Annotated in this window: 18 protein-coding genes and 4 pseudogenes; 14 read left to right on the top strand and 8 right to left on the bottom strand. The window is 61.5% G+C overall.

Translation table 11 applies throughout. From position 1 onward, the window contains the following. Positions 1-6: 6 nt before the first annotated feature. The 3 genes and pseudogenes from N7E02_RS00340 (at position 7) to N7E02_RS00330 (ending at position 2,634) form a co-directional block, all read left to right on the top strand. Positions 7-812 (top strand): annotated as a pseudogene (locus N7E02_RS00340) (ABC transporter permease). Further along, positions 809-1,606 carry an ABC transporter ATP-binding protein gene (locus tag N7E02_RS00335; RefSeq protein WP_286578152.1) on the top strand — a complete coding sequence of 266 codons (798 nt, stop codon included), beginning with the start codon at positions 809-811 and terminating at the stop codon, positions 1,604-1,606. The pseudogene N7E02_RS00340 and the gene N7E02_RS00335 overlap by 4 nt, the downstream one beginning before the upstream one ends. Further along, entirely contained in the window at positions 1,603-2,634 is a 1,032-nt protein-coding gene (locus tag N7E02_RS00330) for an ABC transporter substrate-binding protein (protein ID WP_286578151.1), read from the top strand. Before N7E02_RS00335 ends, N7E02_RS00330 begins: the two co-directional genes overlap by 4 nt. A gap of 60 nt (positions 2,635-2,694) precedes the next feature. Here the strand turns inward: N7E02_RS00330 and N7E02_RS00325 are convergent, their stop codons facing one another. Together N7E02_RS00325 and N7E02_RS00320 are read right to left on the bottom strand one after the other, a co-directional pair. Further along, positions 2,695-3,525: an alpha/beta fold hydrolase gene (locus N7E02_RS00325; RefSeq protein WP_286578432.1), complete on the bottom strand. Its 831-nt coding sequence runs from the start codon at positions 3,523-3,525 to the stop codon at positions 2,695-2,697. A gap of 320 nt (positions 3,526-3,845) precedes the next feature. Then, on the bottom strand, positions 3,846-4,964 hold the full coding sequence (locus tag N7E02_RS00320) for an RHE_PE00001 family protein (protein ID WP_286578150.1): 1,119 nt from the start codon (positions 4,962-4,964) through the stop codon (positions 3,846-3,848). A gap of 283 nt (positions 4,965-5,247) precedes the next feature. Here N7E02_RS00320 and N7E02_RS00315 point away from each other — a divergent pair, with 283 nt between their 5' ends. The 6 genes from N7E02_RS00315 to N7E02_RS00290 all read left to right on the top strand — a co-directional run bounded on the left by N7E02_RS00315 (position 5,248) and on the right by N7E02_RS00290 (position 11,627). Continuing rightward, the gene (locus N7E02_RS00315; protein ID WP_286578149.1) at positions 5,248-6,630 is read left to right on the top strand and encodes an FAD-binding oxidoreductase; all 1,383 of its coding nucleotides are present in this window, start codon (positions 5,248-5,250) and stop codon (positions 6,628-6,630) included. A gap of 1,115 nt (positions 6,631-7,745) precedes the next feature. Next, entirely contained in the window at positions 7,746-8,837 is a 1,092-nt protein-coding gene (rutA, locus tag N7E02_RS00310) for a pyrimidine utilization protein A (RefSeq protein ID WP_286578148.1), read from the top strand. After that, a complete protein-coding gene (gene rutB, locus N7E02_RS00305; RefSeq protein WP_286578147.1) occupies positions 8,837-9,571 on the top strand; it encodes a pyrimidine utilization protein B in 735 nt (244 codons plus the stop codon). The genes rutA and rutB overlap by 1 nt, the downstream gene beginning before the upstream one ends. Positions 9,572-9,599: 28 nt before the next feature. Continuing rightward, positions 9,600-9,986, top strand: coding sequence for a pyrimidine utilization protein C (gene rutC / locus N7E02_RS00300; RefSeq protein WP_286578146.1), 387 nt, complete (start codon positions 9,600-9,602; stop codon positions 9,984-9,986). A 49-nt stretch (positions 9,987-10,035) separates the two neighbouring features. Then, complete coding sequence (gene rutD / locus N7E02_RS00295) at positions 10,036-10,809, top strand: pyrimidine utilization protein D (RefSeq protein ID WP_286578145.1); 774 nt, start codon at positions 10,036-10,038, stop codon at positions 10,807-10,809. A gap of 185 nt (positions 10,810-10,994) precedes the next feature. After that, complete coding sequence (locus N7E02_RS00290) at positions 10,995-11,627, top strand: LysE family translocator (RefSeq protein ID WP_286578431.1); 633 nt, start codon at positions 10,995-10,997, stop codon at positions 11,625-11,627. Positions 11,628-11,691: 64 nt separating this feature from the next. Here N7E02_RS00290 and N7E02_RS00285 read toward each other — a convergent pair whose 3' ends face one another. Next, positions 11,692-12,516: an IclR family transcriptional regulator gene (locus N7E02_RS00285; RefSeq protein ID WP_286578144.1), complete on the bottom strand. Its 825-nt coding sequence runs from the start codon at positions 12,514-12,516 to the stop codon at positions 11,692-11,694. 347 nt (positions 12,517-12,863) lie between these two features. On the opposite strand from N7E02_RS00285, the gene N7E02_RS00280 reads away from it, so the two are divergent. The 5 genes from N7E02_RS00280 to N7E02_RS00265 all read left to right on the top strand — a co-directional run bounded on the left by N7E02_RS00280 (position 12,864) and on the right by N7E02_RS00265 (position 16,939). Beyond that, the gene (locus tag N7E02_RS00280) at positions 12,864-13,148 is read left to right on the top strand and encodes a hypothetical protein (RefSeq protein ID WP_286578143.1); all 285 of its coding nucleotides are present in this window, start codon (positions 12,864-12,866) and stop codon (positions 13,146-13,148) included. Positions 13,149-13,159: 11 nt separating this feature from the next. Continuing rightward, positions 13,160-14,188: an MFS transporter gene (locus N7E02_RS00275; RefSeq protein WP_286578142.1), complete on the top strand. Its 1,029-nt coding sequence runs from the start codon at positions 13,160-13,162 to the stop codon at positions 14,186-14,188. Positions 14,189-14,223: 35 nt separating this feature from the next. Next, positions 14,224-15,246 carry a dihydroxyacetone kinase subunit DhaK gene (locus N7E02_RS29295; RefSeq protein ID WP_353622762.1) on the top strand — a complete coding sequence of 341 codons (1,023 nt, stop codon included), beginning with the start codon at positions 14,224-14,226 and terminating at the stop codon, positions 15,244-15,246. A 35-nt stretch (positions 15,247-15,281) separates the two neighbouring features. Continuing rightward, positions 15,282-15,914: a DAK2 domain-containing protein gene (locus N7E02_RS29290; protein WP_353622761.1), complete on the top strand. Its 633-nt coding sequence runs from the start codon at positions 15,282-15,284 to the stop codon at positions 15,912-15,914. 128 nt (positions 15,915-16,042) lie between these two features. Continuing rightward, positions 16,043-16,939: a dihydrodipicolinate synthase family protein gene (locus N7E02_RS00265; protein ID WP_286578141.1), complete on the top strand. Its 897-nt coding sequence runs from the start codon at positions 16,043-16,045 to the stop codon at positions 16,937-16,939. 33 nt (positions 16,940-16,972) lie between these two features. Here N7E02_RS00265 and N7E02_RS00260 read toward each other — a convergent pair. The 5 genes and pseudogenes from N7E02_RS00260 to N7E02_RS00240 form a co-directional block, all read right to left on the bottom strand. Continuing rightward, positions 16,973-18,020 (bottom strand): annotated as a pseudogene (locus N7E02_RS00260) (ABC transporter ATP-binding protein). 16 nt (positions 18,021-18,036) lie between these two features. Next, complete coding sequence (locus tag N7E02_RS00255; RefSeq protein ID WP_286578140.1) at positions 18,037-18,879, bottom strand: carbohydrate ABC transporter permease; 843 nt, start codon at positions 18,877-18,879, stop codon at positions 18,037-18,039. Further along, positions 18,869-19,801: a carbohydrate ABC transporter permease gene (locus N7E02_RS00250; protein WP_286578139.1), complete on the bottom strand. Its 933-nt coding sequence runs from the start codon at positions 19,799-19,801 to the stop codon at positions 18,869-18,871. The genes N7E02_RS00255 and N7E02_RS00250 overlap by 11 nt, the downstream gene beginning before the upstream one ends. A gap of 10 nt (positions 19,802-19,811) precedes the next feature. Then, positions 19,812-21,082: pseudogene (locus tag N7E02_RS00245) on the bottom strand (ABC transporter substrate-binding protein). Between the two features lie 28 nt (positions 21,083-21,110). Further along, positions 21,111-22,711 (bottom strand): annotated as a pseudogene (locus N7E02_RS00240) (FAD-dependent oxidoreductase). Between the last annotated feature and the right edge of the window lie 18 nt (positions 22,712-22,729).

The raw sequence follows: 22,729 nt of genomic DNA, 5'->3' as shown, positions 1-22,729 counted from the left end.
ATTTCGATGCCATCACGCGCCTATCGTCGGCGAACCGCGCCGTTTCGTGCCTCCCTCATCCGCGTCTTGCCCGCGCTGATCGCCGTCGCCTGCCTGTTTTTCGCATGGGAAGCCTATTGCGATTTGTCCGGCATATCCTCGACGACCCTGCCCGCCCCGTCGCACGTCTTCGCACAGGCCTGGACGAACCGGCAGGGTCTCTGGGACAATCTGCTGCCAACATTGCGCGCTACCCTCTTCGGCTTCGCCCTGTCGCTCGCCGCCGCCTTCGTGCTGTCGGTCGCGGTCGACTTCTCCCCGACCCTGCGGCAGGCGCTGTTTCCGATCTTCATCATCAGCCAGACCTTGCCCATGGTGGCGATCGCGCCGCTCGTCGTCCTCTGGTTCGGCTTCGGCCTTTTGCCGAAAATCCTGCTCGTCGCCCTCGTCACCTTCTTCCCCATGCTGGTCGCACTCGTCGAAGGTTATGCGGCGACTGAGAAGGAGCTTGAGGATCTGCTCGGCTCGATGGGCGCCTCGCGCTGGCGGCGCTTCCTGCTGGCCCGGCTTCCTCGTCCCTGCCCTATTTCTTCGCCGGCCTCAGGATCGCCATCACCTATGCCGTGGTCGGCGCGATCTTCGCGGAATATGCCGGGTCGGCAAAAGGCCTCGGCATCTACATCCTCAACGCCAAGAACAATTTTCGCGCCGATCTCGTGCTTGCCGCCGTCATGGTCAGCTCGGTGCTGACGCTCTTGCTGTTCGGCGCAACGCTCCTCCTGCAGCGCATCCTCGCTCCCTGGATCATAGAGACGGAGGGAGCCCGCCGATGAAATCCCCTCTGCTGCAGCTCGACCGGGTCTCCTTCAGCTATGACGGCCTTCCCGTCCTCGATGATCTGTCGCTGACGATCGGGCGCTCACAGTTCATCTCGATCGTCGGCCCGTCCGGCGCCGGAAAATCGACCATATTCAAACTATTGACGGGCGCGGCTCATCCGGATCGTGGGCGGATCCTCTTCGATGGCGACATGCTCGACGCCGGCCCCCGCCACTTCGCCTATATGCCGCAGCGCGACGCATTGATGCCGTGGCGGCGGATCCTCGACAACGCTACGCTCGGGCTCGAAGTGCAGGGCCTGTCGCGCAAGGCGGCGCGGCGGCGCGTCGAGCCGCTCTTCGAGGAATTCGGACTTGCCGGTTTCGAACAGCATTATCCGGCAGCCCTCTCCGGCGGCATGCGCCAGCGCGTCGCCCTGCTGCGCACCGTCGTCCAGGGCCGTTCCATCCTGCTCCTCGACGAACCCTTCGGCGCGCTCGACGCGCTGACCCGCAACCGCATGCAGCTCTGGCTCGAAGAGATGTGGCTGAGACACCGCTGGACGGTGATCCTCGTCACCCATGACGTACGCGAGGCCGTCATGCTGTCCGACCGCATCTACGTGCTGTCACCGCGCCCCGCGACGCTCGCCAAAGTCATCGACGTGCCCCTGCCCCGCCCGCGCCTGCGCGATGTCGCCAGCCGCGCCCGTGCATCCGCCATCGAGGGCACGATCCTCGATGCGCTCTTTTCACCTCAGGACGACGATCAGCAACGCCCGCACCTTCAGGGAGAAGTTACCCGATGACCCCGACGACGAACCCGTTCCACCTGACCCGCCGCGCCACGATGGCCGGCCTCGCCACCCTCGCCATGCCGGCAATTTCCGGGCGGGCCCATGCCGCCACGAAAGTCTCCGTCGCCCTCGACTGGACGCCGAACACCAATCATATCGGCCTCTTCGTCGCCCGCGAGAAAGGTTTCTACAAGGAAGCAGGCCTCGACGTCGACATCCTGCCCTATACCGACAGTTCCGCATCCACCCTCGTCGCCAGCGGCGTAGCGAATTTCGGCATATTCGGCACGATCAGCCTCTTCACCCAACGCGCGGTCGGTGCCGATCTCGTCGCCACCTATGCCATCGTCCAGACGGAAACGGGTCGAGTGGTCTTCAACGCCGACCGTGGGGATATCCAGAGCCCGAAGGATCTCGACGGCAAGACCTATGGCGGTTTCGGATCGGAATGGGAAAGCGCCCTGCTCAAATCGATGATCCGGCACGATGGCGGCAAGGGCGAATTCGAGACGGTCACGCTCGGCACCTCGGCCTATCAGGCGCTCGCCAACGGCGCCGTCGATTTCACCGTCGAAGTCCGCACCTGGGAGGGCGTCAAGGCCGAGCTCGATGGCGTGAAGCAGCGGACATTCCGCTACGGGGATCACGGCGTGCCCGACGAATACACGACGCTGATCGGGTCGAGCAGCAAGTTCTTGGCCGCCGACCCGAAAGCCGCATCCGCCTTCCTGTTGGCAACCCAGCGCGGCTACGAATTCGCCAACGGTGAGCCGGATGCTGCAACCGACATCCTGATCGGCGCCAACAGCGATGCCCTGACCGATCGGGCATTCGTACTTGCCTCGATGCAGGCCCTGATCGACGGCCATTATCTGAAAGGGGCCGACGGCGTGATCGGCAGTTTCGACCCGGCCAAGATGGAGGCGATCGGCGCCTATCTCTTCGATGCCGGAATCCTCAAGGACGCGAGCGGCGCTGCCCTCCGCGAGAAGCCGGATTTCGCTCCGTACTTCACCAACGACTTCCTCAAGGTCCGCTGAGGAAGGGAGCACGGGACAGGCGCCGCCGCGAGAACGGCGCCTGTCCCGCCTGTCCGGATATTAGCTCAGAGCGAATTCCAGCAGATCGGCGTTGATGACATCCGCATGGGTCGTCAACATGCCGTGCGGGAAGCCGTCATAGACCTTCAGCGTGCCGTGCTTGAGAAGCTTGACGGAGAGGCGGGCGGAATCGTCGATCGGTACGATCTGGTCGTCGGAGCCGTGCATGACCAGCGTCGGTACCTCGACCTTCTTCAGGTCCTCGGTCAGGTCGGTTTCGGAAAACGCCTTGATGCCTTCGTAATGGGCCTTGGCGCTGCCGATCATGCCCTGCCGCCACCAGTTCTGGATCGAGCCCGGATAGACTTTCGCATTCGGCCGATTGAAGCCGTAGAAGGGACCGGAGGGAAGGTCGAGATAGAACTGCGCACGATTGGCGGCAAGCTGAGCGCGCAAGCCATCGAAGACTTCGATCGGCAGGCCGCCCGGATTGCTCTCGGTCTTCACCATCAGCGGCGGAATGGCACTCATCAGAACGAGTTTGGCCACGCGCCCCTTGCCGTGACGGGCTACATAGGCCAGGGCCTCGCCGCCGCCGGTGGAATGGCCGATATGGATGGCGTCGCGCAGGTCGAGATGTTCGGTCAGAGCGGCGGCATCGGCGGCGTAATGGGCGATGTCATGGCCTTCGCTGACCTGCGACGAGCGGCCGTGGCCACGGCGGTCGTGAGCGATGACGCGGTAGCCCTTCTGCACGAAAAACAGCATCTGCGTATCCCAGTCGTCGGCGGACAGCGGCCAGCCGTGATGGAAGACGACCGGCTGCCCCTTGCCCCAGTCCTTGTAGAAGATGTCGACGCCATCCTTGGTCTTGATGAATGCTTCGGTCATATGGTCGATCCCTTTTTCTGCGTGCGATGATGAAGTCTGGGCTGCGAAGACCGGACTGGTCATCGCGACTGACAATGCGGCGCCCGCAAGCAATGCCTGCCTGCGGGAAAGCTCGAGGTGATGCTCACTGCTCATGCTGCGGCTCCGTTCTATGCTGGAGACACGGAAGGTCTTCCGCATCGGTCGCGAACGAAGCTAGGCAAAGGAATTCAAGGCATATTGTATATTTCGACGGCAACACGTCTGGTCATGCGCAAAGGCGGCTGCAACCATTTGATAGCTCTGCATCCGCAACGGCAGGATGACACGAGACGGGCGGGTCAGACAATTCCCCAGGCACGGAACCGGCCTCGGCCCGTCAGTTCGCGAAGGTTCAGTTCGGAGGCGATCTTCAACGCCCCCTGCGGCGTAACCGAAAGCGCTTCGGCGATCATGCCGGAAGACACCATCGGCCGCGACAGGACGAGATCGATCAGCTGCGGCAGTTTCGACGACTGGCGCCGCCCGACAAGCCGGTGGTTCAGCTGCTGGCGTGCCAAGAGAAGCCGGTCATGTTCCTTGAGGCCGATCCCGCCTGCCTCGGCAACCGCCTCGATCAGTGCGACAAGCCGGGTATCGCGATTGCGGCTCGCACGCCGCTCGCGGGGGATCATCTTCAACCCAAGGCTCAATGTTGCGAGATGGCCTCCCGCCAGCCCCTCCGCCCGCAGCAGCGATGCGGCAAGCAGCCGCCCCATCCAGGGCGCATGCTGCAGCACCTGCAGGCCGTTCCACGCGTCCATCACCAGCGCGGCGCGAAGCACGGCGGGAAATCCGATGCTTTCGCCCAGAACCTGCGACCATTCCTCCAGCCGCTCATCCTCGTCCCAATCCGGCTCGTAGACCAGCGGATCGCGCTCGCGACGCGGAGCCGGCGCTGCCTCCGTCGGCCGCAGCGCATTCGATATGGCCGCCTCGCTCCTCGCCAGCGCCGCATCGACCTCCGCCAGATAGTCGGCCAATGGGTCCCCCTCGGCACCCTCGTCCGGATCGGTCTCCTCGAATTCGCTCTCGGTCGCCGGTTCGGCATTTGAAGTCACCGGCTCGGGCTCGCCCGCCCGCCCACGCAGTCGCTTCAAACCCTCGGGACTGATCGCCCAGCCCGGCGCTTGATCGAGAATGCGGCGGCGGCTTCTGAGCACGTCATGGGCTATCGTCAGCTCATGCGTCGGCGCGCGGATGCCCATCGAGGCATCGTGCAGCACCAGATCCTCGATATGAACCAGCTCCCCGTCGATCCACAGCGAAGCGGCAGCATCGAGAAAATGCGACCGCTCGCGCCATCCCGGCCCCACGGGCGATCGCGAAACGCGTTCATCCAGCCGTGTCACGGCCGCCGTCGCCCGGGCGATCGGGCCCATCAGGCTTTTCAGTGGCAAGTCGGAAAGATCGTAACGCATAACATCGTCTGGTCGGGGATTCGCGTTCGTCATCATAGCGGACGGCGATAGCGTCGCGAAAGCTGATATCCGGGTTTCGAACAGACATTGCAGAATCGCTTCCCCGCGACAGATTGTTCGAAGCAATTCCAGCAAAAAGTGGAAATCGGTTTTGCGTCCGGAATTGCGTTGAAACAAAGAGGTAGAGCGTTTTTCGCGGTTCGAAGAAAAGCGGAAATGCTCTAAGGAAAAGGCGTCACAAAAGCCGAAAACCAAATCGGCAAGACGCAAAACGGGGACAGGCATGGAATTGATCGCAGCGTTAAAGAAAGCAGTCGGCGAGAATTTTGTCCGGGAAGGCGACGCCATACCCCATCGAAACTGGGCCGACATGGCCGAAATGCCGCCCGTCCGTCCTGCAGCCCTCGTCATGCCCGGCACCACCGCGGAAGTCTCCGCCGTCCTGTCGCTCTGCTCAAGCGCCGGCCAGAAAGTCGTCGTCCAGGGCGGCATGACCGGCCTCGCCGGCGGCGCGCATCCGCAGGAGGGCGAGATAGCCGTCTCGCTGGAACGTCTGCAGGGCATCGAAGAGATCGATGTCGCCGGCCGCACCATGATCGCCCGCGCCGGCACGCCGCTCTACAAGGTGCAGGAAGCGGCCAAGGATGCCGGCCTGCATTACGGCGTCGATCTCGGTGCCCGCGGCACCTGCACGATCGGCGGCACTGTCGCCACCAATGCCGGGGGCGTGCAGGCATTGCGCTATGGCGTGACGCGCCGCAATGTCCTCGGCCTCGAAGTCGTGCTGTCCGACGGGACGGTGCTCGATGGCCTCAACAAGCTGATGAAGAACAATACCGGCTATGACTGGCCGCAACTGATGATCGGCAGCGAGGGCACGCTCGGCGTCATCACCCGCGTGTCGCTGTCCCTGTCACCCGCCCTTCCAGCCTATCAGAGCGCGCTTTGCGCCGCCGCAAGCGCCGATGATGCGGTCGCAGTTCTAGGTGAACTGGACCGTCTTTTCCCCGGCCGGCTCGTCACTTTCGAGGGCATGTGGCGGGAATACATGGATGTCACCGCCAGCATGGGCAAGACGCGCGAGCCCTTTGCCGAACGGGCGGAAATCACGCTCCTGATCGAAGCCGCGCTGGGGAATGACGAGACGGCGCAGGACGAATTCGCTGAAGCCTTGTCGGGGCTTCTGGAACGGGGCCTGATTTCCGATGCCCTGATCGCCCAGTCGCTGCAGGACAGGCAGCGCTTCTGGGATTATCGTGAAGCGAATTACGAATTCGACACCGCCATGCCGGGCTTCATCCATCTCGATGTCAGCCTGCCGACCGCCAGAATGGACGAGGCGATCGACCATATGCGCCGCGAGACCGAAGCCCGCGCACCCGGCCGCATCTTCATCGCCTATGGCCACATGGCCGACAGCAACCTCCACCTCTCGCTCTTTCCGTCGAAGGCCGGAGAAGACCTCTATCCCGCCGCCGAGGCGCTCTACGAGGCAGTCGGCCGATTCGAGGGCAGCGTCTCGGCCGAACACGGCATCGGCGTGTTGAAGCGCCCCTATCTGTCGCGCAGCCGCAAGCCGGAAGAGATCATCCTGATGAAGGGCTTCAAGCGCTTGCTGGACCCGGCAGGTATTTTGAACCCCGGGCGGATATTTGCGGCTGAGTGAATTTCGGACGTAGCCTCGGCGCTCATAGCGGCATGGATAAAGAGGCGTGTCGCGGTGATTGTCCCCTCACCAACAAAATCTAGCACTTAGCTGACGCTAAGATGCTGATTTTGTAACCTCTCCCACAAGGGGAGAGGTAGGCCTCGCGGGTGCCGCACGCTCCCTATCTCCCCCTTGGTGGGGGAGAATGGAATTTCAGCATCTTAGCCGCAGGCTAAGTGCTAGAAATTCCAAGTGAGGGGTCGCCATCCCCGGGGACGTTCCGGCACCCCGTTTGAGCAAAATCAATCCTTTACAACAAACTTCATCCACGCCTTTTCGAACCATGCCTACAATCCCCCCGTCCCGTCGCGGATACACCGGAAGGCGTTCCGGCGAGGCGGGGCCGGCACTGGTGATGAAGGGACGACGTGAACCTTCCTCATCGGGGTCCGTGAGAAAATGGTTGCCCTCCGACGACCGGGAGGCGCGGGATGAAAGTCGGACCGACATCCCGCATCACTTCCCTTATGGCGCGTCGGGCGTGCCTGTGAGGCATTAGAGGGTGGCGGGATGGCGCCATGGGGCGTTCGCGAACATTCTCGGATGTTCGGAAACCGTGGCGCAGGTGGATGACGTGACCCAAGGTCGTCATGGCCCGGGTCGGGTTCCGTAAAAGGGCGTGCATGACACTCGCGAATGAGACACGCCCCCGTGCCCACTGTCCCGCTCACCGCAGAGCAACCGGAGTTCACGGATAAAAACTGCCGAACGGGGCGCTGAGAGGTGTCACTTTAAACTTAAACTTACGAGGCAGCTTTCAGCGCCCCGGCCGTCCTCGGGTTAAACCCGAGGATCAAAAAATGCCAGAGATCGCCAAGGGCGGAGTCTGTCTGCAGTTCAAGCGCGGCAAATCCAAAGGATCGCCATGGACAACCCCATTTTGCCAGGCAATGCACAAGGATCGGGCAAATATTTATCAAATGGTCAAAATTCCGACTCCCGTTCTTGCAGCCAAATCCGGTGGATCGCCTATCCCTCTGAAATCCCGTCAAAACTTCACCTGGCACGGTTCCTGCTTATCAAAACGCAAGTCCGCGGCGCATCGCCGGCGGCCAAAGGGTGAAGGAGTCGACATGGAAGTTGGTGTATTCATTCCCATCGGAAACAACGGGTGGCTGCTGTCGGAGAATTCCCCGCAATACAAGCCGTCCTTCGAGCTCAACAAGGAAGTGACGATCAGGGCCGAGAAATACGGCTTCGACTTCGCGCTTTCGATGATCAAGCTGCGCGGCTTCGGCGGCAAGACCGAGTTCTGGGACTATAACCTGGAATCCTTCACCCTGATGGCAGGGCTTGCCGCCGTCACATCGAAGATCAAGCTCTTCGGCACGGCCGCCACGCTCGTCATGCCGCCGGCGATCGTCGCCCGCATGGCGACCACGATCGACAGCATTTCCGGCGGCCGCTTCGGCGTCAATCTCGTCACCGGCTGGCAGCGCCCGGAATACAGCCAGATGGGCATGTGGCCCGGCGACGACTATTTCGCCGATCGCTACGCCTACCTCACCGAATACGCGACCGTGCTCAAGGACCTTTTGACCACCGGCCAATCGGACCTCAAGGGCCAGTATTTCCAGATGGACGATTGCCGGATGAAGCCGATCCCGGAAGGCGGCGTCAAGCTGATCTGCGCCGGTTCATCCAATGCCGGCATGGCGTTTTCCTCGCAATTCGCCGATTACAGCTTCTGCTTCGGCGTCGGCATCAACACGCCGAAGGCCTTTGCGCCGACCAACGACCGTCTGCTTGCCGCAAACGAGAAGACCGGCCGCGACGTCCGCTCCTTCGTGCTGACCATGATCATTGCCGAGGAGACCGCCGAGGAAGCCTGGGCGAAATGGGAGCATTACAAGGAAGGCGCCGACAAGGAGGCGATCAGCTGGCTCGGCCTGCAGAGCGCCGCCGACACCAAATCCGGTTCCGACACCAATGTCCGTCATATGTCGAGCGCCGTGTCGCCGGTCAACATCAACATGGGCACGCTGATCGGCTCCTATGCGGAAGTCGCCGCCATGCTGGACGAGATGAGCGAGGTACCCGGCACCGGTGGCGTCATGCTGACCTTCGACGATTTCATCGAAGGCGTCGAGAAATTCGGCCAGCGCGTACAGCCGCTGATGAAATGCCGCCAGCACGTGAAACCGGCTCTGGAGGCTGCGGAATAATGGTGGCGGTTGCAGGATACAGGGCTCCCGAAAGCCGTCTCGACAGCGTCACGCTTCCCGCAAGACCCGAGCCGATCTCGATCAAGCCGTCGGAAACCGCCGTCGTCGTCGTCGACATGCAGAACGCCTATTCGACCGAAGGCGGCTATGTCGATCTCGCCGGCTTCGATATTTCCGGCGCCAAGGGCACGATCGACAATATCAAAAAGACGCTGGATGCCGCCCGCGCCAATGGCGTGCAGGTCATCTATTTCCAGAACGGCTGGGACAAGGACTATGTCGAGGCCGGCGGCCCGGGCTCGCCCAACTGGCATAAATCCAATGCGCTCAAGCACATGCGCGCCAATCCGGAGATGCAGGGCAAGCTTCTCGCCAAGGGCACCTGGGATTATGCGATCGTCGACGAGTTGCAGCCGCAGCCGGGCGATATCCTGGTGCCGAAGACCCGCTATTCCGGCTTTTTCAACACCAATATGGACAGCGTGCTCAGAGCCCGCGGCATCCGCAACCTCGTCTTCGTCGGCATCGCCACCAATGTCTGCGTCGAGAGCTCGCTGCGCGATGCCTTCCATCTCGAATATTTCGGCGTGATGCTGGAAGACGCCACCCATCACCTGGGCCCGGAATTCATCCAGCAGGCGACCGTCTACAATGTCGAAAAGTTCTTCGGCTGGGTCGCCACCGTCAACGATTTCTGCGCCGTCATTTCCCAGGCCGCCCCGGCGGACGCCTGATCCGATCATCAAAGAGGAGAACTTCAGAATGCCGAAGTCGATCATCGTGCCCGAAGGAACCCAGAAGCCGATCGCCCCCTATTCTCCCGGCACGCTCGCCGATGGCGTCGTCTATGTCTCGGGCACGCTCCCCTTCGATAAGAACAACGACGTCGTCCATGTCGGCGATGCCGGCGCACAGACCCGCCATGTGCTGGAGGTCATCAAATCCGTTATCGAGACCGCCGGCGGCACGATGGAAGACGTCACGATGAACCACATCTTCATCACCGACTGGGCGAACTATCAGGCCGTCAACGCGGTCTATGCCGAGTATTTTCCGGGCGACAAGCCTGCCCGCTACTGCATCCAGTGCGGCCTCGTGAAGCCGGATGCGCTGGTGGAAATCGCAACCGTCGCCCATATCGGCAAATGAGAGGAAGGGAGGTTGCCGCCTCCCCGACCTCCCCAATCGAAGGCACGCCATGCATTATGAAGTCAAAGGCCTGACCGATCCGGCAGCCCCGACGATCATCCTGTCCTCCGGCCTCGGCGGTTCGGGCGCCTATTGGGCGCCGCAGATCGAGGCGCTTGCCTCCGACTACCGCATCGTCACCTACGACCACCGCGGCTGCGGCCGCACCGGTGGCGAAGTGCCCGAAGATGGCGGCATCTCAGGCATGGCGGATGACGTGCTGGAGATCGCCGACGCGCTCGAACTTGAGCATTTCAGCTTCATGGGTCACGCGCTCGGCGGCCTGATCGGCCTCGACATCGCGCTTCGCCGGCCGGGTATGATCGAAAAGCTCATTCTGATCAACGCCTGGAGCAAGGCCGACCCGCATTCCGGCCGCTGTTTCGACACGCGGATCGCGCTCCTCGAAAACACCGGCGTCGAGGCCTTCATCCGGGCACAGCCGCTTTTTCTCTATCCGGCCATCTGGATGGCGGAAAACGCAGCTCGGCTCGCCGAAGAGGAACAGCATGGCCTTCGCCATTTCCAGGGTCGCGACAATATCCTGCGCAGGATAGCGGCGCTCAGGGCATTCGATATCGATGCGCGGCTCGGCGAAGTCGCGGTCCCGACGCTGGTGATCGCAACGAAGGACGACCTGCTCGTGCCCTACAGCCGGTCGCTGCATCTTGCCGAAAAACTGCCCGACGCCGAACTCGCCCTCTTCGACTTCGGCGCCCACGCCGTCAACGTCGTCACTCCGGCACCGTTCAACGAGGCGGTGTTGAGGTTTTTGCAGATCTGACGGGCCGGCACCAAAGAACGTGTTGCAGCCTCGGCCATTTCATCTGAAACGCGATTTGATTTTCCGCTTATTGCCAGAACATACGACGCAGGCGTGGATAGCTCCACCGCCATCCGGCGGCCCGCCTCTTGCCACGATCACTCCGCCAAGCGGTGGCCGGCGGGAAAATCAAGGAGCCAACCATGCTGTCACCCACCGCCATACTGATCACAATTCTCGGGACCATCATGGTGGGCGCGATGAGCCCCGGTCCAAGCTTCGTGATGGTCTCGCGCATATCGATTTCGCGTTCACGCATGGACGGACTTGCCGCCGCAATGGGCATCGGCCTCGGTGGCACGATATTCGCCACCCTTGCGCTGGCCGGCGTCACCGCCCTGCTCACCCAATTCCTCTGGTTCTACGTCGCGCTCAAGGTCTTCGGCGGCGTCTATCTCATCTATATCGCCACCCAGATGTGGCTGGGAGCATCCCACCCGATCACGGCGACAGGCACGGCGGAGCAAAGCACCGTCGGCCGCAGCTTCGGGGTTGCGGTTCTCACCCAGCTGAGCAATCCGAAGGCGATCGTCGTCTATGCCAGCGTCTTTGCCGCGGTACTTCCGCCCAGCATACCGCCGAGCCTGTTCATCGCGCTGCCGGTCGGCATCTTCCTTGTCGAAACGAGCTGGTACGTCATCGTCGCACTGATCTTCTCGTCGTCAAAGCCCCAGTCCATCTACCTGAGCGCGAAACGATGGATCGATCGCGCTGCAGCAGGCCTTCTCGGCGCGCTCGGGCTGAGGCTCGTCTACAGCGCCGTCTACAACCGCGCATGAGAGCTTCAGACGAGTACACTAGCCATACTATCGTCCCTGCGATGGCACCCTTGCGATAAAGGCGTCAAAATTCCGAGAAACCGAGTTGCACGGATATCGACGCGGCGTGATCCATGACGAGCGGCCTGAAAGTCGCCAGCCGTTCGTCGGTCATACGGCGCGCGGGGCCTGAGATACTTACCGCCGCAAAGACGCGGCCGTTGGCATTGCGGATCGGGGCGGCAATGCAGCGTATATCAGTCTCATGCTCCCGGTCATCAATGGCATAGCCTTGACTGCGAATGTCGGCCAAATGGTCACGCAGCTTCTGAGGGTCGGTGATGGTGTGCTGTGTGAATGGCGCAAGTCCCGCCTCGATGATCTTGCGCAGCGTCGCCTCCGGCTGGAAGGCCAAGGTCGCCTTGCCCACTCCGGTACTGTGACAGGCGCTTTCCTCCATCACGGTCAGGGTGTTCTGCCTGCTTGAGGCCTTCGATGCGCGTTTGACGAGAAGCATGTGGCTGCCGTTGAAGACGCAGAGATGAACATTCTCGCCTGACCGCTTCGTCAGTGCCTCGATGAACGGGTTGGCGACGCGATTGAGTTCCATACTTCCGAGAACCGTGCTGCCATACTCGAACAGGCGCAACCCCAGCCTGTAACGCTCGCGAGACGCGTTCTGATCAAGAAAGCCGGCAACGCGCAAACTGTCCGCTATGCGGTGCGCAGTGCTTTTCGGCATGCCGGTGCGCCGCGCGATCTCGGACACCGACAACTCGCGCTCTTCCAGTGAAAAGCAGTCGAGAATATCGATGATCTTGAAGAGCGACTTCAGGTTGCTGGATTCGCTGTCGCGGGCCGCCGCAACGCCTTTTTCGGTCCTCTCCAGGATGTCAGTCTTATTATCCATATTCGCACGATAACTCCGATGATTGCTCATCTGTCAAGGATTGGCGACGGCCCCGACGATGTCGAGACCACTCTATCCATCAAAGACAACTCCAGATCGCAACCCGATACAAGGCAGCAGCGAGGAGACCCGAAGCGTAATCATCCCACAATGCGGAACAGATTTCAATCTTGTAACTGCGTCCGAAAAAATATTCAGAAATTTATTCCATAATTTACAACAGGATAAAGGCGGAATAGAGCATCAAAAGCCGCAACCTTGACTTATAGAGCTTGACAATTTCTCGATACAGCACTCCTTTTCTGTCCTGGAATATGGGACGGTATTCCAGATTCAGGGAGGTTTGAATGCTGCAAAATACTGCAACGCGTGCCGGGTCCAAACAGCCGGCAGACGACACTTTACCGTCGGCGGGGCCAGGTCAGGTTGCGCTGGCAAGCGCGATCGGAACGACGGTCGAGTATTATGATTTCACGCTCTATGCGACTGCGACCGCCCTCGTCTTTAATCACATATTCTTCGTCAGCAGCGACCCGATGGTTGGTTCGCTGGCGGCCTTCGCCACGTTTTTCGTCGGGTATTGCGCTCGCCCGCTCGGGGGCTCCTGTTCGGCCATTTCGGTGACCGCGTAGGTCGCCGCACCATGCTTCTGCTGACTGTTCTCATCATGGGGATAGGCACCTTCCTGATCGGTCTCATCCCGTCCTACAATACGATCGGCGTATGGGCACCGATCCTTCTGGTAACGCTTCGTCTTTTGCAGGGGATCGGCCTCGGCGGGGAATATGGCGGCGGCATGGTCATGACGATCGAGAACGCGCCGGAACATCGGCGCGGGTTCTATTCGTCATTGGTGCATATCGGCACGCCCGCCGGTTTTCTCATCCCGATCGCACTCCTCAGCGCCCTTAGCGCTGCCATGGCTCCGGAGGCATTCCTCTCCTGGGGCTGGCGCATCCCCTTCCTTGTCAGCATCTTGCTTGTTGCACTGGCATTGTTCATCCGATTCCGCATTGCCGAATCTCCGGTCTTCGAGGAAGCGATCGCCAAGGAAAAGCCGGCGGCATTGCCCGTAGTCGAAGTTCTTCGCCTCTACTGGCCGAATGTCCTGCTCGGCATCGGCGCGAAGATCGCGGAAAGCGGCCTTTTCAATGTCTACGCCGTCTTCGCCATCACTTATTGCGTGACCACGCTCAATCTCTCGCAGGACGTGGTGCTGAACGGCATTCTCTTCGGCTGCGCCATCGAGTGCCTGACCCTGCCGCTATTCGGCTATCTGTCGGACCGTATCGGCCGCAAGCCGATCTATGTCGCCGGCGCCCTGATACAGGCCGTATTCGCCTTCTTCTTCTTTGGCATGCTCGATACCGGCAATACGACGATGATCTGGATCGCCGTTGCGATCGGATTGGGCCTCGGTCATGGCATGATGTACGGAGCACAGGGCGCCCTCTTCTCCGCCCTCTTCCCGGCCCGCGTCCGCTATACCGGCCTGTCGCTGGTGCAGCAGGTTGGCCCCATCCTAGGCGGTGGCCTGTCCCCGCTGATCGCGGTCGCGCTGCTGAGTGAATACGGTTCATCTGCTCCGATTGCGCTCTATATGGCCGGTATCGCCGTCCTTTCCGCCGCCTGCACGCTGGCTTTGAAGATGCGCCCGGATCAGGTCGACTAATGCCGGCACTGCAGCAGATCATGGAGTAACCGATCGTGAAGAAGCTCATCAACAAGCCCTCCGCCGTGGTTCGCGAAATGCTGGAGGGTCTGGTCGGCCTCAATCCCGGCCTCGCTCTCCTCGACACCGAGAACGTGGTGGTTCGGGCCCATCTGCCCGCCGCAGAGAACCGTCCCGTGGCCGTCATTTCCGGCGGCGGGGCCGGACATGAGCCGGCCCATGCGGCCTATGTGGGAGAAGGCATGCTCACCGCCGCCGTCACCGGCGAAGTCTTCACCTCGCCAAGCGTCGACGCGGTACTGGCCGCCATTCGCGCAACCGCGGGGCCGGCGGGCGCCGTGCTTGTCGTGAAAAACTATACTGGCGACCGGCTGAACTTCGGGCTGGCTGCCGAACTTGCCGCCATTGAAGGCATTCCGACCGAGATCGTGGTCGTCGCCGATGACGTCGCCCTGCAGGATCTCGTTATCCGAGAAAGGCGTCGAGGCATTGCCGGAACCGTGCTGGTGCACAAAATTGCCGGAGCTCTTGCGGCGGGCGGTAAACCGCTTCAGGAAGTTGCCGCCGCTGCCAGGTCGGCATCCCAGCGCATCGGCACCATGGGCGTGGCGCTCGGTGCCTGCACCGTGCCCGCGGCCGGCAAGCCTGGCTTCACGCTCGCCGATGACGAGATCGAGCTTGGCCTCGGCATACACGGCGAGAAAGGCATCGAACGGACCGGGCTGATGCCGGCAGATGCGCTGGTCGATCGCATTATCGAGACGATCCTCGGGGATCTCGGCATCCACCATGGCGCGCGTGTTGCCCTGATGATCAACGGTCTCGGAGCAACACCACCGATGGAACTGGCGATCGTCGCCCGCAGGGCACTCGGCCTGTTGCGCGAAAGAGGTATCGTCATCGATCGCGCCTGGAGCGGCGATTTCCTGACAGCCATCGACATGCCCGGCTGCTCGATTTCGCTTTTTCCCTGCAGCCCGGGGAGGCCGAACTTCTCGATGCCTCGACGACGGCGACCGCGTGGCCAAGAGGGGGCGCGGTCCCGAACGAAGCACTAATCCTGCCGGTCGTGGCCGTCAGGGAAGATGACAGCGTGCTTTGCCCGGATGCCGAATTCGATCCTGCCAAGCTCAAGGCGATCGGTCTTGCTGTTGCCGCGGCTTTGGAAAAATCAGAGGCCTATCTCACCGATCTCGACAGCAAGGCGGGCGACGGTGATCTGGGCGCCAGCATGCTGCGAGGGGCGCAAGCGATCCAGGCATTGCCTGACAATGCCTGGCTTAATCCGGCGCAGGCACTGGTTTCGACCGGCAACGCCCTGCGGCGTGCGATCGCCGGCAGCTCGGGACCGTTCTATGCCATAGCACTTACCCGCGCGGGCCGCCGGCTGGCGGAAAATGGCAGATTTGCGGCCTCGGACTACACGGAGGCGCTGGCCATTGCCGTGGCCGCGATCAGCGAGACGGGCGGTGCCAAGCCGGGTGACAGGACAATGCTTGACGCCCTCCATCCGGCTCTGGAAAGCCTCCGTGCCAACCCGGATACGGATGCCGGTGCGGCATGGATCAAGGCTGCGGAAGCTGCCGAAGCCGGCGCCAAGGCGACGGAGGCAATGAAGCCGAAGCTCGGCCGAGCGAGCTATCTCGGGGAACGCGCAGTCGGCGTTCCCGATGGTGGCGCCGTTGCGGTCGCGATCTGGATGAGGGCGCTGGCCGAAGCCTTGTAAACACTCAGACCGCGTTCCGACGCCTCAAACAACACGTTTCTCATGGCGCTACAGGCAGCAGACGACGCCGTGCGCCCTATCCGAACCTGCCCGCAAGGCAGTGCCTAGCACTCGAAAGGAGAACCAGCATGAACCTAGACAATGTCTCCGGCATTATCCCGCCGATCGTCACGCCGTTCACAAAAGACGGGGAGATCGACGAAGCGGCGTTCCGCAAGATCGTAAAATTCAATCTCGACAAGAAGGTGCATGGCGTGTGCGTTGGCGGAAGCTCCGGCGAAGGCCATACGCTGACCATCGAGGAATTCACGCGACTGATGGAGATCTGCGTCGAGGAAGTCGACGGCAAAATCCCTGTGCTTGCAGGCATTATAGCCAACTCCACCCGAGAGGCGAGCCGGCGTGCAAAGGCCATTTCTCACCTCTCCGTCCAGGGCTTGCAGGTGACGCCGGTCCATTATGTCTTCAAGCCGGACGACGACGCCACCTTCGCTCACTTTAAGGCGTTGAACGAGGCGACGGACGTTCCGATCATCATCTACAACGTGGTGCCCTGGAACTATCTGAGCCCGACGCTTCTTGTTCGCCTCATGAAGGAACTGCCCGGCATTCAGGGCGTCAAGCAGAGCGCCGGAGATCTGAAGCTGATGGCGGACCTGATGCTGAACGTGCCGGAAGGCTGCAAGGTCTATTCCGCCGTGGACGCCCTGCTCTATCCATCCTTTGCCATCGGCTGCCATGGAACGATCGCCGCCAATCCGGCTGCCGTCCCCGGCGTGTGCCTGGCACTATGGAATGCCGTGCAAAATGGTGATCACGAGCGCGCCAAGGAAATTCACGAGGCCCTGCTGCGCTTCTGGAACACGATCTCATCCGACAACCTGCCGGCCAATATCAAGACGTCCATCCGCCTGCAGGGCACAGACGCCGGCCTGCCACGCATGCCGATGCCGCAAACCAGCTCGGCGCAGCTGGCGGCTATCGAGAGCGAGTTGAAGAATGTGCTGAAATACGAAGAAGCCTGATCGCGCCAGGAAGGTGCGATTATTCCGGCAGGATCAGTTCAACCGATTGCCGGTAGTCGAAAACAGGTGAACAGAGCCAATGTCGGGCGATACGTGAATGATATCGCCCGGCTTGCTGTTGATCCGTTCACGAAATACGCCGGTGACGATGGCCTCCCCAGTTTCATCGCAACCTGGGTCTCCGATCCCATCGGCTCCACAAGCACGACCTCTGCAGGGATACCTTCTTCTCCGAGCGAAAAATGTTCCGGGCGAATGCCGTATGATGCCGCCTGGCCGGAGAGTGTTTGCGCGGAGGCGGGCAACGGCAGGGTGGTGCCCGTTGCTTCAAAACCCCGCTCGGTAATCACGCCATCGAGGAAATTCATGGCGGGCGATCCAATGAAGCCCGCGACGAACCTGTTGGCCGGACGGTCGTAGAGTTCCAGCGGCGCACCGATCTGCTCTACCCTGCCGCCATTCAGAACAACGATCCGATCCGCCATCGTCATCGCCTCGACCTGGTCGTGTGTGACGTAGATGGTCGTCGTCTTCAGTTTCTGGTGCAGTGCCTTGATCTCGCCACGCATGACGACGCGAAGCTTCGCATCGAGATTGGACAGCGGCTCGTCAAAGAGAAAACCTGCGGATCGCGCACGATCGCCCGCCCCATGGCGACACGCTGACGCTGGCCACCGGAGAGCTGCCGCGGGTATCGGTCGAGCAGATCGGTGAGGCCGAGAATGCCGGCGGCCCAACGCACCCGCTCTGCGATCTCAGCCTTCGCCGTTCCGCGGTGCTCGAGCGAAAATCCCATATTGGTCGCCACCGTCATATGCGGATAAAGCGCATAGGACTGAAACACCATGGCGATGTCGCGATCCTTCGGATCGAGGTCATTCACCGTCCGGCCTCCGATTTTCAGAATGCCGCCGGTGATGGTTTCGAGCCCCGCTATCATCCGAAGCAATGTGGACTTGCCGCATCCCGACGGGCCGACCAGCACGACGAACTCGCCGTCTTTGATGTCGAGATCGACACCGTGGATGGTCTTCACCGCGCCGTAGCTTTTGCGGATATCGGAAAGGGTGACGTCTGCCATGATTTGATCCGGTTGCTCAGCCTTTAAGGCCGGTATGGGCGAGGCCTTCGACGAACTGCTTCTGGGCGATCACGAAGACGATGAGGACGGGCAATGCCGTGAGTGTCGCGGCGGCAAGCTGGATGTTCCACATCGGCCCGCCATAGGCGTCGGTATACTGGGTGAGCGCCTGCGGCAGCGTGAACATCTCGGCGCTCGACAGGAACACGATCGGTTCGAGGAACAGGTTCCACGAATGAAGGAAGGTGAAGATCGCCACCGAGGCCAGTGCGGGCTTGGCAAGCGGCAACGCGATCTTGCGGAAGATCTTGAAACGCCCGAGGCCGTCGACGCGCGCCGCCTCTTCAAGCTCGGCGGGCAAAGTTACGAAGAACTGGCGCATGACGAAGGTGGCGAACACGCTCGGCGCGCCGAAGATAGGTACGAGGATCAGCGGCCAGTGGGTATTCACCATGCCCGCCTTCAGGAACATCTGGAACAGCGGCACGATCGTCACTTCCGACGGGATCAGCAGGCCGAGCAGCACGATCATGAAGATGGTGTTGGCATAGGGAAACCTGATCCTGGCGAAGGCATAACCCGCCATCGACGAGACGATCATCGTGCCGGCCGTGACGAGAGCCGCGATATAGGCGGAATTCCAGTATTGCCGCACGAAGGGCTGCAGCTCGAACACCTTGGAATAGGTCGTCCAGTCATAGCTCTGCGGGATGAGCTGCGGCGGAAAGGCGAAGATGTCGCTAATCGGCTTGATCGAGGATGTCACCATCCACCATGTGGGAAAAACGAAAGGGATCAGCAGCACGCACATGAGCCCGTAAAGCGCGGTCCTCGTGCGGGGTGAAAGGTCAGCTTTCATAGAACACGATCCTCTTGCGCATCTGCCACTGGGCGAAGGTCAGGACAGCGACGATCGCAAAGAGCAGGATCGACAGCGTCGAGCCGTAGCCGAAGAAGTGGAACTGGAAGGCCTGCTGGTAGAGGTAATAGACAAGCACCGTGGTCGACAGCCCCGGCCCGCCCTGTGTCAGCACCGCGATCTGGGCGAAGACCTGCAGCGAGCCGACGATGGTGATGATCGATGTCAAGAGGATCGTCGGGCTGATCAGCGGCAGGGTGATGCGGCGAAACTGCTTGAAGGCGGGAGCGCCATCGATACGGGCAGCTTCATAGAGCTCCTTCGGCACGCCCTGCAGCGCAGCCAGGAACAGGATCATGTTCAAGCCCACATTCTTGAACACCTGCACAACGATCACCGATATCATCGCCGTCGTCTCCTCGCGCAGCCAGTTCGGTCCTTCGATGCCCACCATCAGAAGCATGCCGTTGATGCCGCCGTTCTTCTGTAGGAGAAAACCCCAGACGATGGTCCAGGCCACCAGCGAGACCACGACCGGCGAGAAGAAGAGCGTGCGGAGGATCGCGATGCCCGCAAGCTTCTGGTTCAGCAGGACGGCCAGCAGCAAGGCGAGCGACAGGTTGAGCACCACCAGACCTGCCGAAAAGATCGCCGTCGCGCCGAGCACTTCGACAAGGCTCTCGTCCTCGATCAGCATCCGGTAATTCTGCGCACCGGTATAGGTGAAAGTGTTGGCCAGCACGTTCCACTCGTGCAGCGAATACCAGAAAACCAGCCCGAGCGGGATCAGCACGAAGACGATGATCCCGATCAGTTGCGGGGTGATGAAGAGGAAGCCGGCGAGGCTGTCGCGCCGGGCGATGGTCCAGAACGGCGATAAGGAGCGGCCTTCCGGATAAGCGTTTTCCTGCGCGACAGCCATGGCGCCCTCCTCAGCGCTTCAGGAGCGGGCCGATCTGGCCGCAGATTTTCTGGAGCGTGCCCGGCACATCCGCTTCAGGCCGCCAGACGGCGTCGAGATTTGAGCGCACCATCTGCTGGATCTGGGCAAAGCCGGTATGGCCGGGCATGACCTTACCGGTGGCGATGCCGGAGATGACGACCTTGTCGATCTGCTCTTCGGAAAGCAGCGGGTTGGTCTTCTTCAGCACTTCGGCGTTGAGCAGCGACTTTCGCGCCGAGGGGAAGAACTGGCTGAGCTTTGCCGAATTTTCCGGGTTGGTCATGTAGGCAACGAACTCGGCTGCCGTTTCGGCATTCTTGCCCGATTGCATCACACCGATGCCCGCCTGGCCGATCAGCGCGTATTCCCCGCCGGCCCCTTGGGCAGCGGCACCAGATCCCAGTCGAAGGGCTTATCCTTGGGCAGAAGCGAGGCGCGACTGATCTGGGTGATCGTCATCGCCGCGTTACCGGCGAAGAAATCGACAGTCTCGCCGGGTCCAGGCATCGCCTTTTTCGTAAAGACCGCATCGTGGATGAAGGCGAGCGCATCCGCCATCGGCTGTTCGGCCATGGTGCAGGTCTTGCCGTCCTCGCTCCAGGGCGAAGCGCCCCAACCGTTCCAGACCGATGTCAGATACTGCCAGGCCTGGTAGTTGAAGTCGCGGACGACCAGTCCGCCCTTGCCCGACTTCGCGACCGCAGACGCCGTGGCAATCGCATTGTCCCAGGTCCATTCGCCGGCCGCGACCATCTCGGCCGGGGTCTTGGCGCCTGCCGCCTTGACGAGATCGTTGTTGACGAACATCGCAAACGGCGAGGTGGAGAAGGGATAGGCGTAAAGCGTGCCGTCCTGCATCCAGCGCTCGGTGGCGCCGGCGCTGACCTCGTCGAGATTATAGCCTTCCGTCGCCTTCAGCGTGTCGCTCAGCGGATAAAGCGCTCCCGACTTGACGAAGTCATAAGCCGAGGTTTCGAAAATCCAGGCCATGTCCGGCGCATTGCCGCCAGCAATCTGTGTGGTCAGCGCCGTCGTGTAGGTCTCGAACGGCAGAGACTCGTAGGTGACGGTGACGTTGGGGTGTTCCTGCTTGAAGCCCGCCGCGATCTCGTTGAACAGCTTCAGATGCGCCTCGTTGGCGCTCCAGATCGTCATGCGCAGGTTGACCGCGTCCTGCGAATGGGCAGCACTGCCCCAGGCCAAAGATCCGATGACCGCTATTGCGCAGGCCGTGGATTTCAAATTCCGATAATGAAGCATTCCCAGTCCTCCTCCAAAGATGGAATGATCAGTAGGCCGCGATATCCGGCCACCGTATTTCAATGCCCTCGCGGGTCAGCGCCGCCTGGAAATCATGAAGATGCTTGTCATCAGCCTGCACCTGATGCGGTGTCAGCCCCCTGTCTAGGCAATAAGACGCGAGCATTCCGGCAACCTCGCCGACATTCCATTCGACGGGATGAAGGCGATAGCAGCCGTTGGTGATGTGCGTCGTGCCGATATTCTTGCCGGCCGGGATGAGGTTCTTAACCCGCTGCGGCAAGAGAGAACCGAGCGGGATCTCGAACGGGCAGGACGGCACGTCGACATAGTTGTCGCCGCCGGTCGAGGGATGCAGGTCGATGCGGTACATGCCGATGCCAACGCTGTCGCGGTAGCGTACCGCACCCTTGTCGCCGCGCACCGTGTAGGACAGGTCCTGCTCGACGATGCGGGTGACCGGCTTGATGCGGCGGCCTTCACGCACATAGGGCGCCATGGCAAGGCCGTGATCGGTGCCCGTGATATCACCGCGCAGGCGCAGGCCGCGGAAACCTTGCCCGCCGTCGAGGCGCGGCGCCTCCGTCTGCAGCCAATAGAAGACCGAGTAGGATAGGTCGGCGGCGGCCTTCAGATGACGCGCCTTTTCCTCTTCCGAGACATCGATGATCGTGCCGTCCATATAGTCGATCATCGGCCAGTTCACGAGGCAGATATCGGAGTTGTAGAATCCGGGTGCGAAATTCTTGCGTGCCGCGATGCGCCGGAAGATCCAGAGGTTCTCGTCACCGCCCCCTTGCGCTGGTCGGCATCAACCAAGAGCGGATCATCATCCGGGTTCGGCGTGAAGGAGCGTGTCGTATGCTCAAGCGTGCGCGGATGCGGGGCGGTGAAGCCAAGCAGCGGACCGCCCCAGAAATGCGGTTGGTATTTGCGCCAGTAATCATAGTTATCCGGCTTGTCGATCGTCTGGTCGCCATCGACATGGTCGATCGCAAAGCAGATCGACACGGCCTGCACGTTGTCCGGCTGAGCCTCACCCGGAGCGCTCGGCTCACCGGTGTCGGATTGCGCTTCAAAGCCCTTGGCATATTCGGTGCCGGTCATCGGCAGGAGATCGCCAAGCTCCGTGGCATCGAGAATGTAATCCGCCGAAATGACGATCTCGGCTCCCGTATCGCGATGGCGCACGGTGACGGAACGAACCGTATCGCCCTCGACATCGGCCGCGACAGGCCTGTAAGGCTTGAGCACCGTCAGCCGGTCGGCACCGATATACGGCATCAGCATGCTTTCCATCACCGCCAGGCTGACGCGGGGCTCGGCGCAGATGCGGCTCACCCAGCCGCCGCCGGGATTGAGATCTCCCCAGGCGCGGGCACCCTCGGTCAGCGGATAATGGTCGCGGTAATATTGCCGAACGCCGTTGCGCAACTTCCGATAGGAACGGGTAATGCCGAACTGCTCGACCCAGCTGTGCTCGTCGGAAGGAACCGCCTGGCTGGTCAGCTGGCCGCCGATCCAGTCATATTCCTCGGTCATGATCACGCGACGTCCCGCGCGTGCCGCGCCCAGTGCCGCTGCAACCCCACCAAGTCCGCCGCCGACGACAAGAATATCTGCTCGCATCTCTTTCACGTCATTCCA

The sequence above is a fragment of the Terrirhizobium terrae genome (assembly GCF_030323265.1).
Classification (GTDB): domain Bacteria; phylum Pseudomonadota; class Alphaproteobacteria; order Rhizobiales; family Rhizobiaceae; genus Neorhizobium.
The sequence above is the reverse complement of the archived record's forward strand: the minus strand, read 5'-3'. Positions and strand labels throughout refer to the sequence as shown.

Coding starts and splice junctions, on each gene's coding strand:
- N7E02_RS00335 (WP_286578152.1), top strand. CDS start 809: ATGAAATCCCCTCTGCTGCAGCTCGACCGGGTCTCCTTCAGCTATGAC.
- N7E02_RS00330 (WP_286578151.1), top strand. CDS start 1,603: ATGACCCCGACGACGAACCCGTTCCACCTGACCCGCCGCGCCACGATG.
- N7E02_RS00325 (WP_286578432.1), bottom strand. CDS start 3,525: ATGACCGAAGCATTCATCAAGACCAAGGATGGCGTCGACATCTTCTAC.
- N7E02_RS00320 (WP_286578150.1), bottom strand. CDS start 4,964: ATGCGTTACGATCTTTCCGACTTGCCACTGAAAAGCCTGATGGGCCCG.
- N7E02_RS00315 (WP_286578149.1), top strand. CDS start 5,248: ATGGAATTGATCGCAGCGTTAAAGAAAGCAGTCGGCGAGAATTTTGTC.
- rutA (WP_286578148.1), top strand. CDS start 7,746: ATGGAAGTTGGTGTATTCATTCCCATCGGAAACAACGGGTGGCTGCTG.
- rutB (WP_286578147.1), top strand. CDS start 8,837: ATGGTGGCGGTTGCAGGATACAGGGCTCCCGAAAGCCGTCTCGACAGC.
- rutC (WP_286578146.1), top strand. CDS start 9,600: ATGCCGAAGTCGATCATCGTGCCCGAAGGAACCCAGAAGCCGATCGCC.
- rutD (WP_286578145.1), top strand. CDS start 10,036: ATGCATTATGAAGTCAAAGGCCTGACCGATCCGGCAGCCCCGACGATC.
- N7E02_RS00285 (WP_286578144.1), bottom strand. CDS start 12,516: ATGGATAATAAGACTGACATCCTGGAGAGGACCGAAAAAGGCGTTGCG.
- N7E02_RS00280 (WP_286578143.1), top strand. CDS start 12,864: ATGCTGCAAAATACTGCAACGCGTGCCGGGTCCAAACAGCCGGCAGAC.
- N7E02_RS00275 (WP_286578142.1), top strand. CDS start 13,160: ATGCTTCTGCTGACTGTTCTCATCATGGGGATAGGCACCTTCCTGATC.
- N7E02_RS00265 (WP_286578141.1), top strand. CDS start 16,043: ATGAACCTAGACAATGTCTCCGGCATTATCCCGCCGATCGTCACGCCG.
- N7E02_RS00255 (WP_286578140.1), bottom strand. CDS start 18,879: ATGAAAGCTGACCTTTCACCCCGCACGAGGACCGCGCTTTACGGGCTC.
- N7E02_RS00250 (WP_286578139.1), bottom strand. CDS start 19,801: ATGGCTGTCGCGCAGGAAAACGCTTATCCGGAAGGCCGCTCCTTATCG.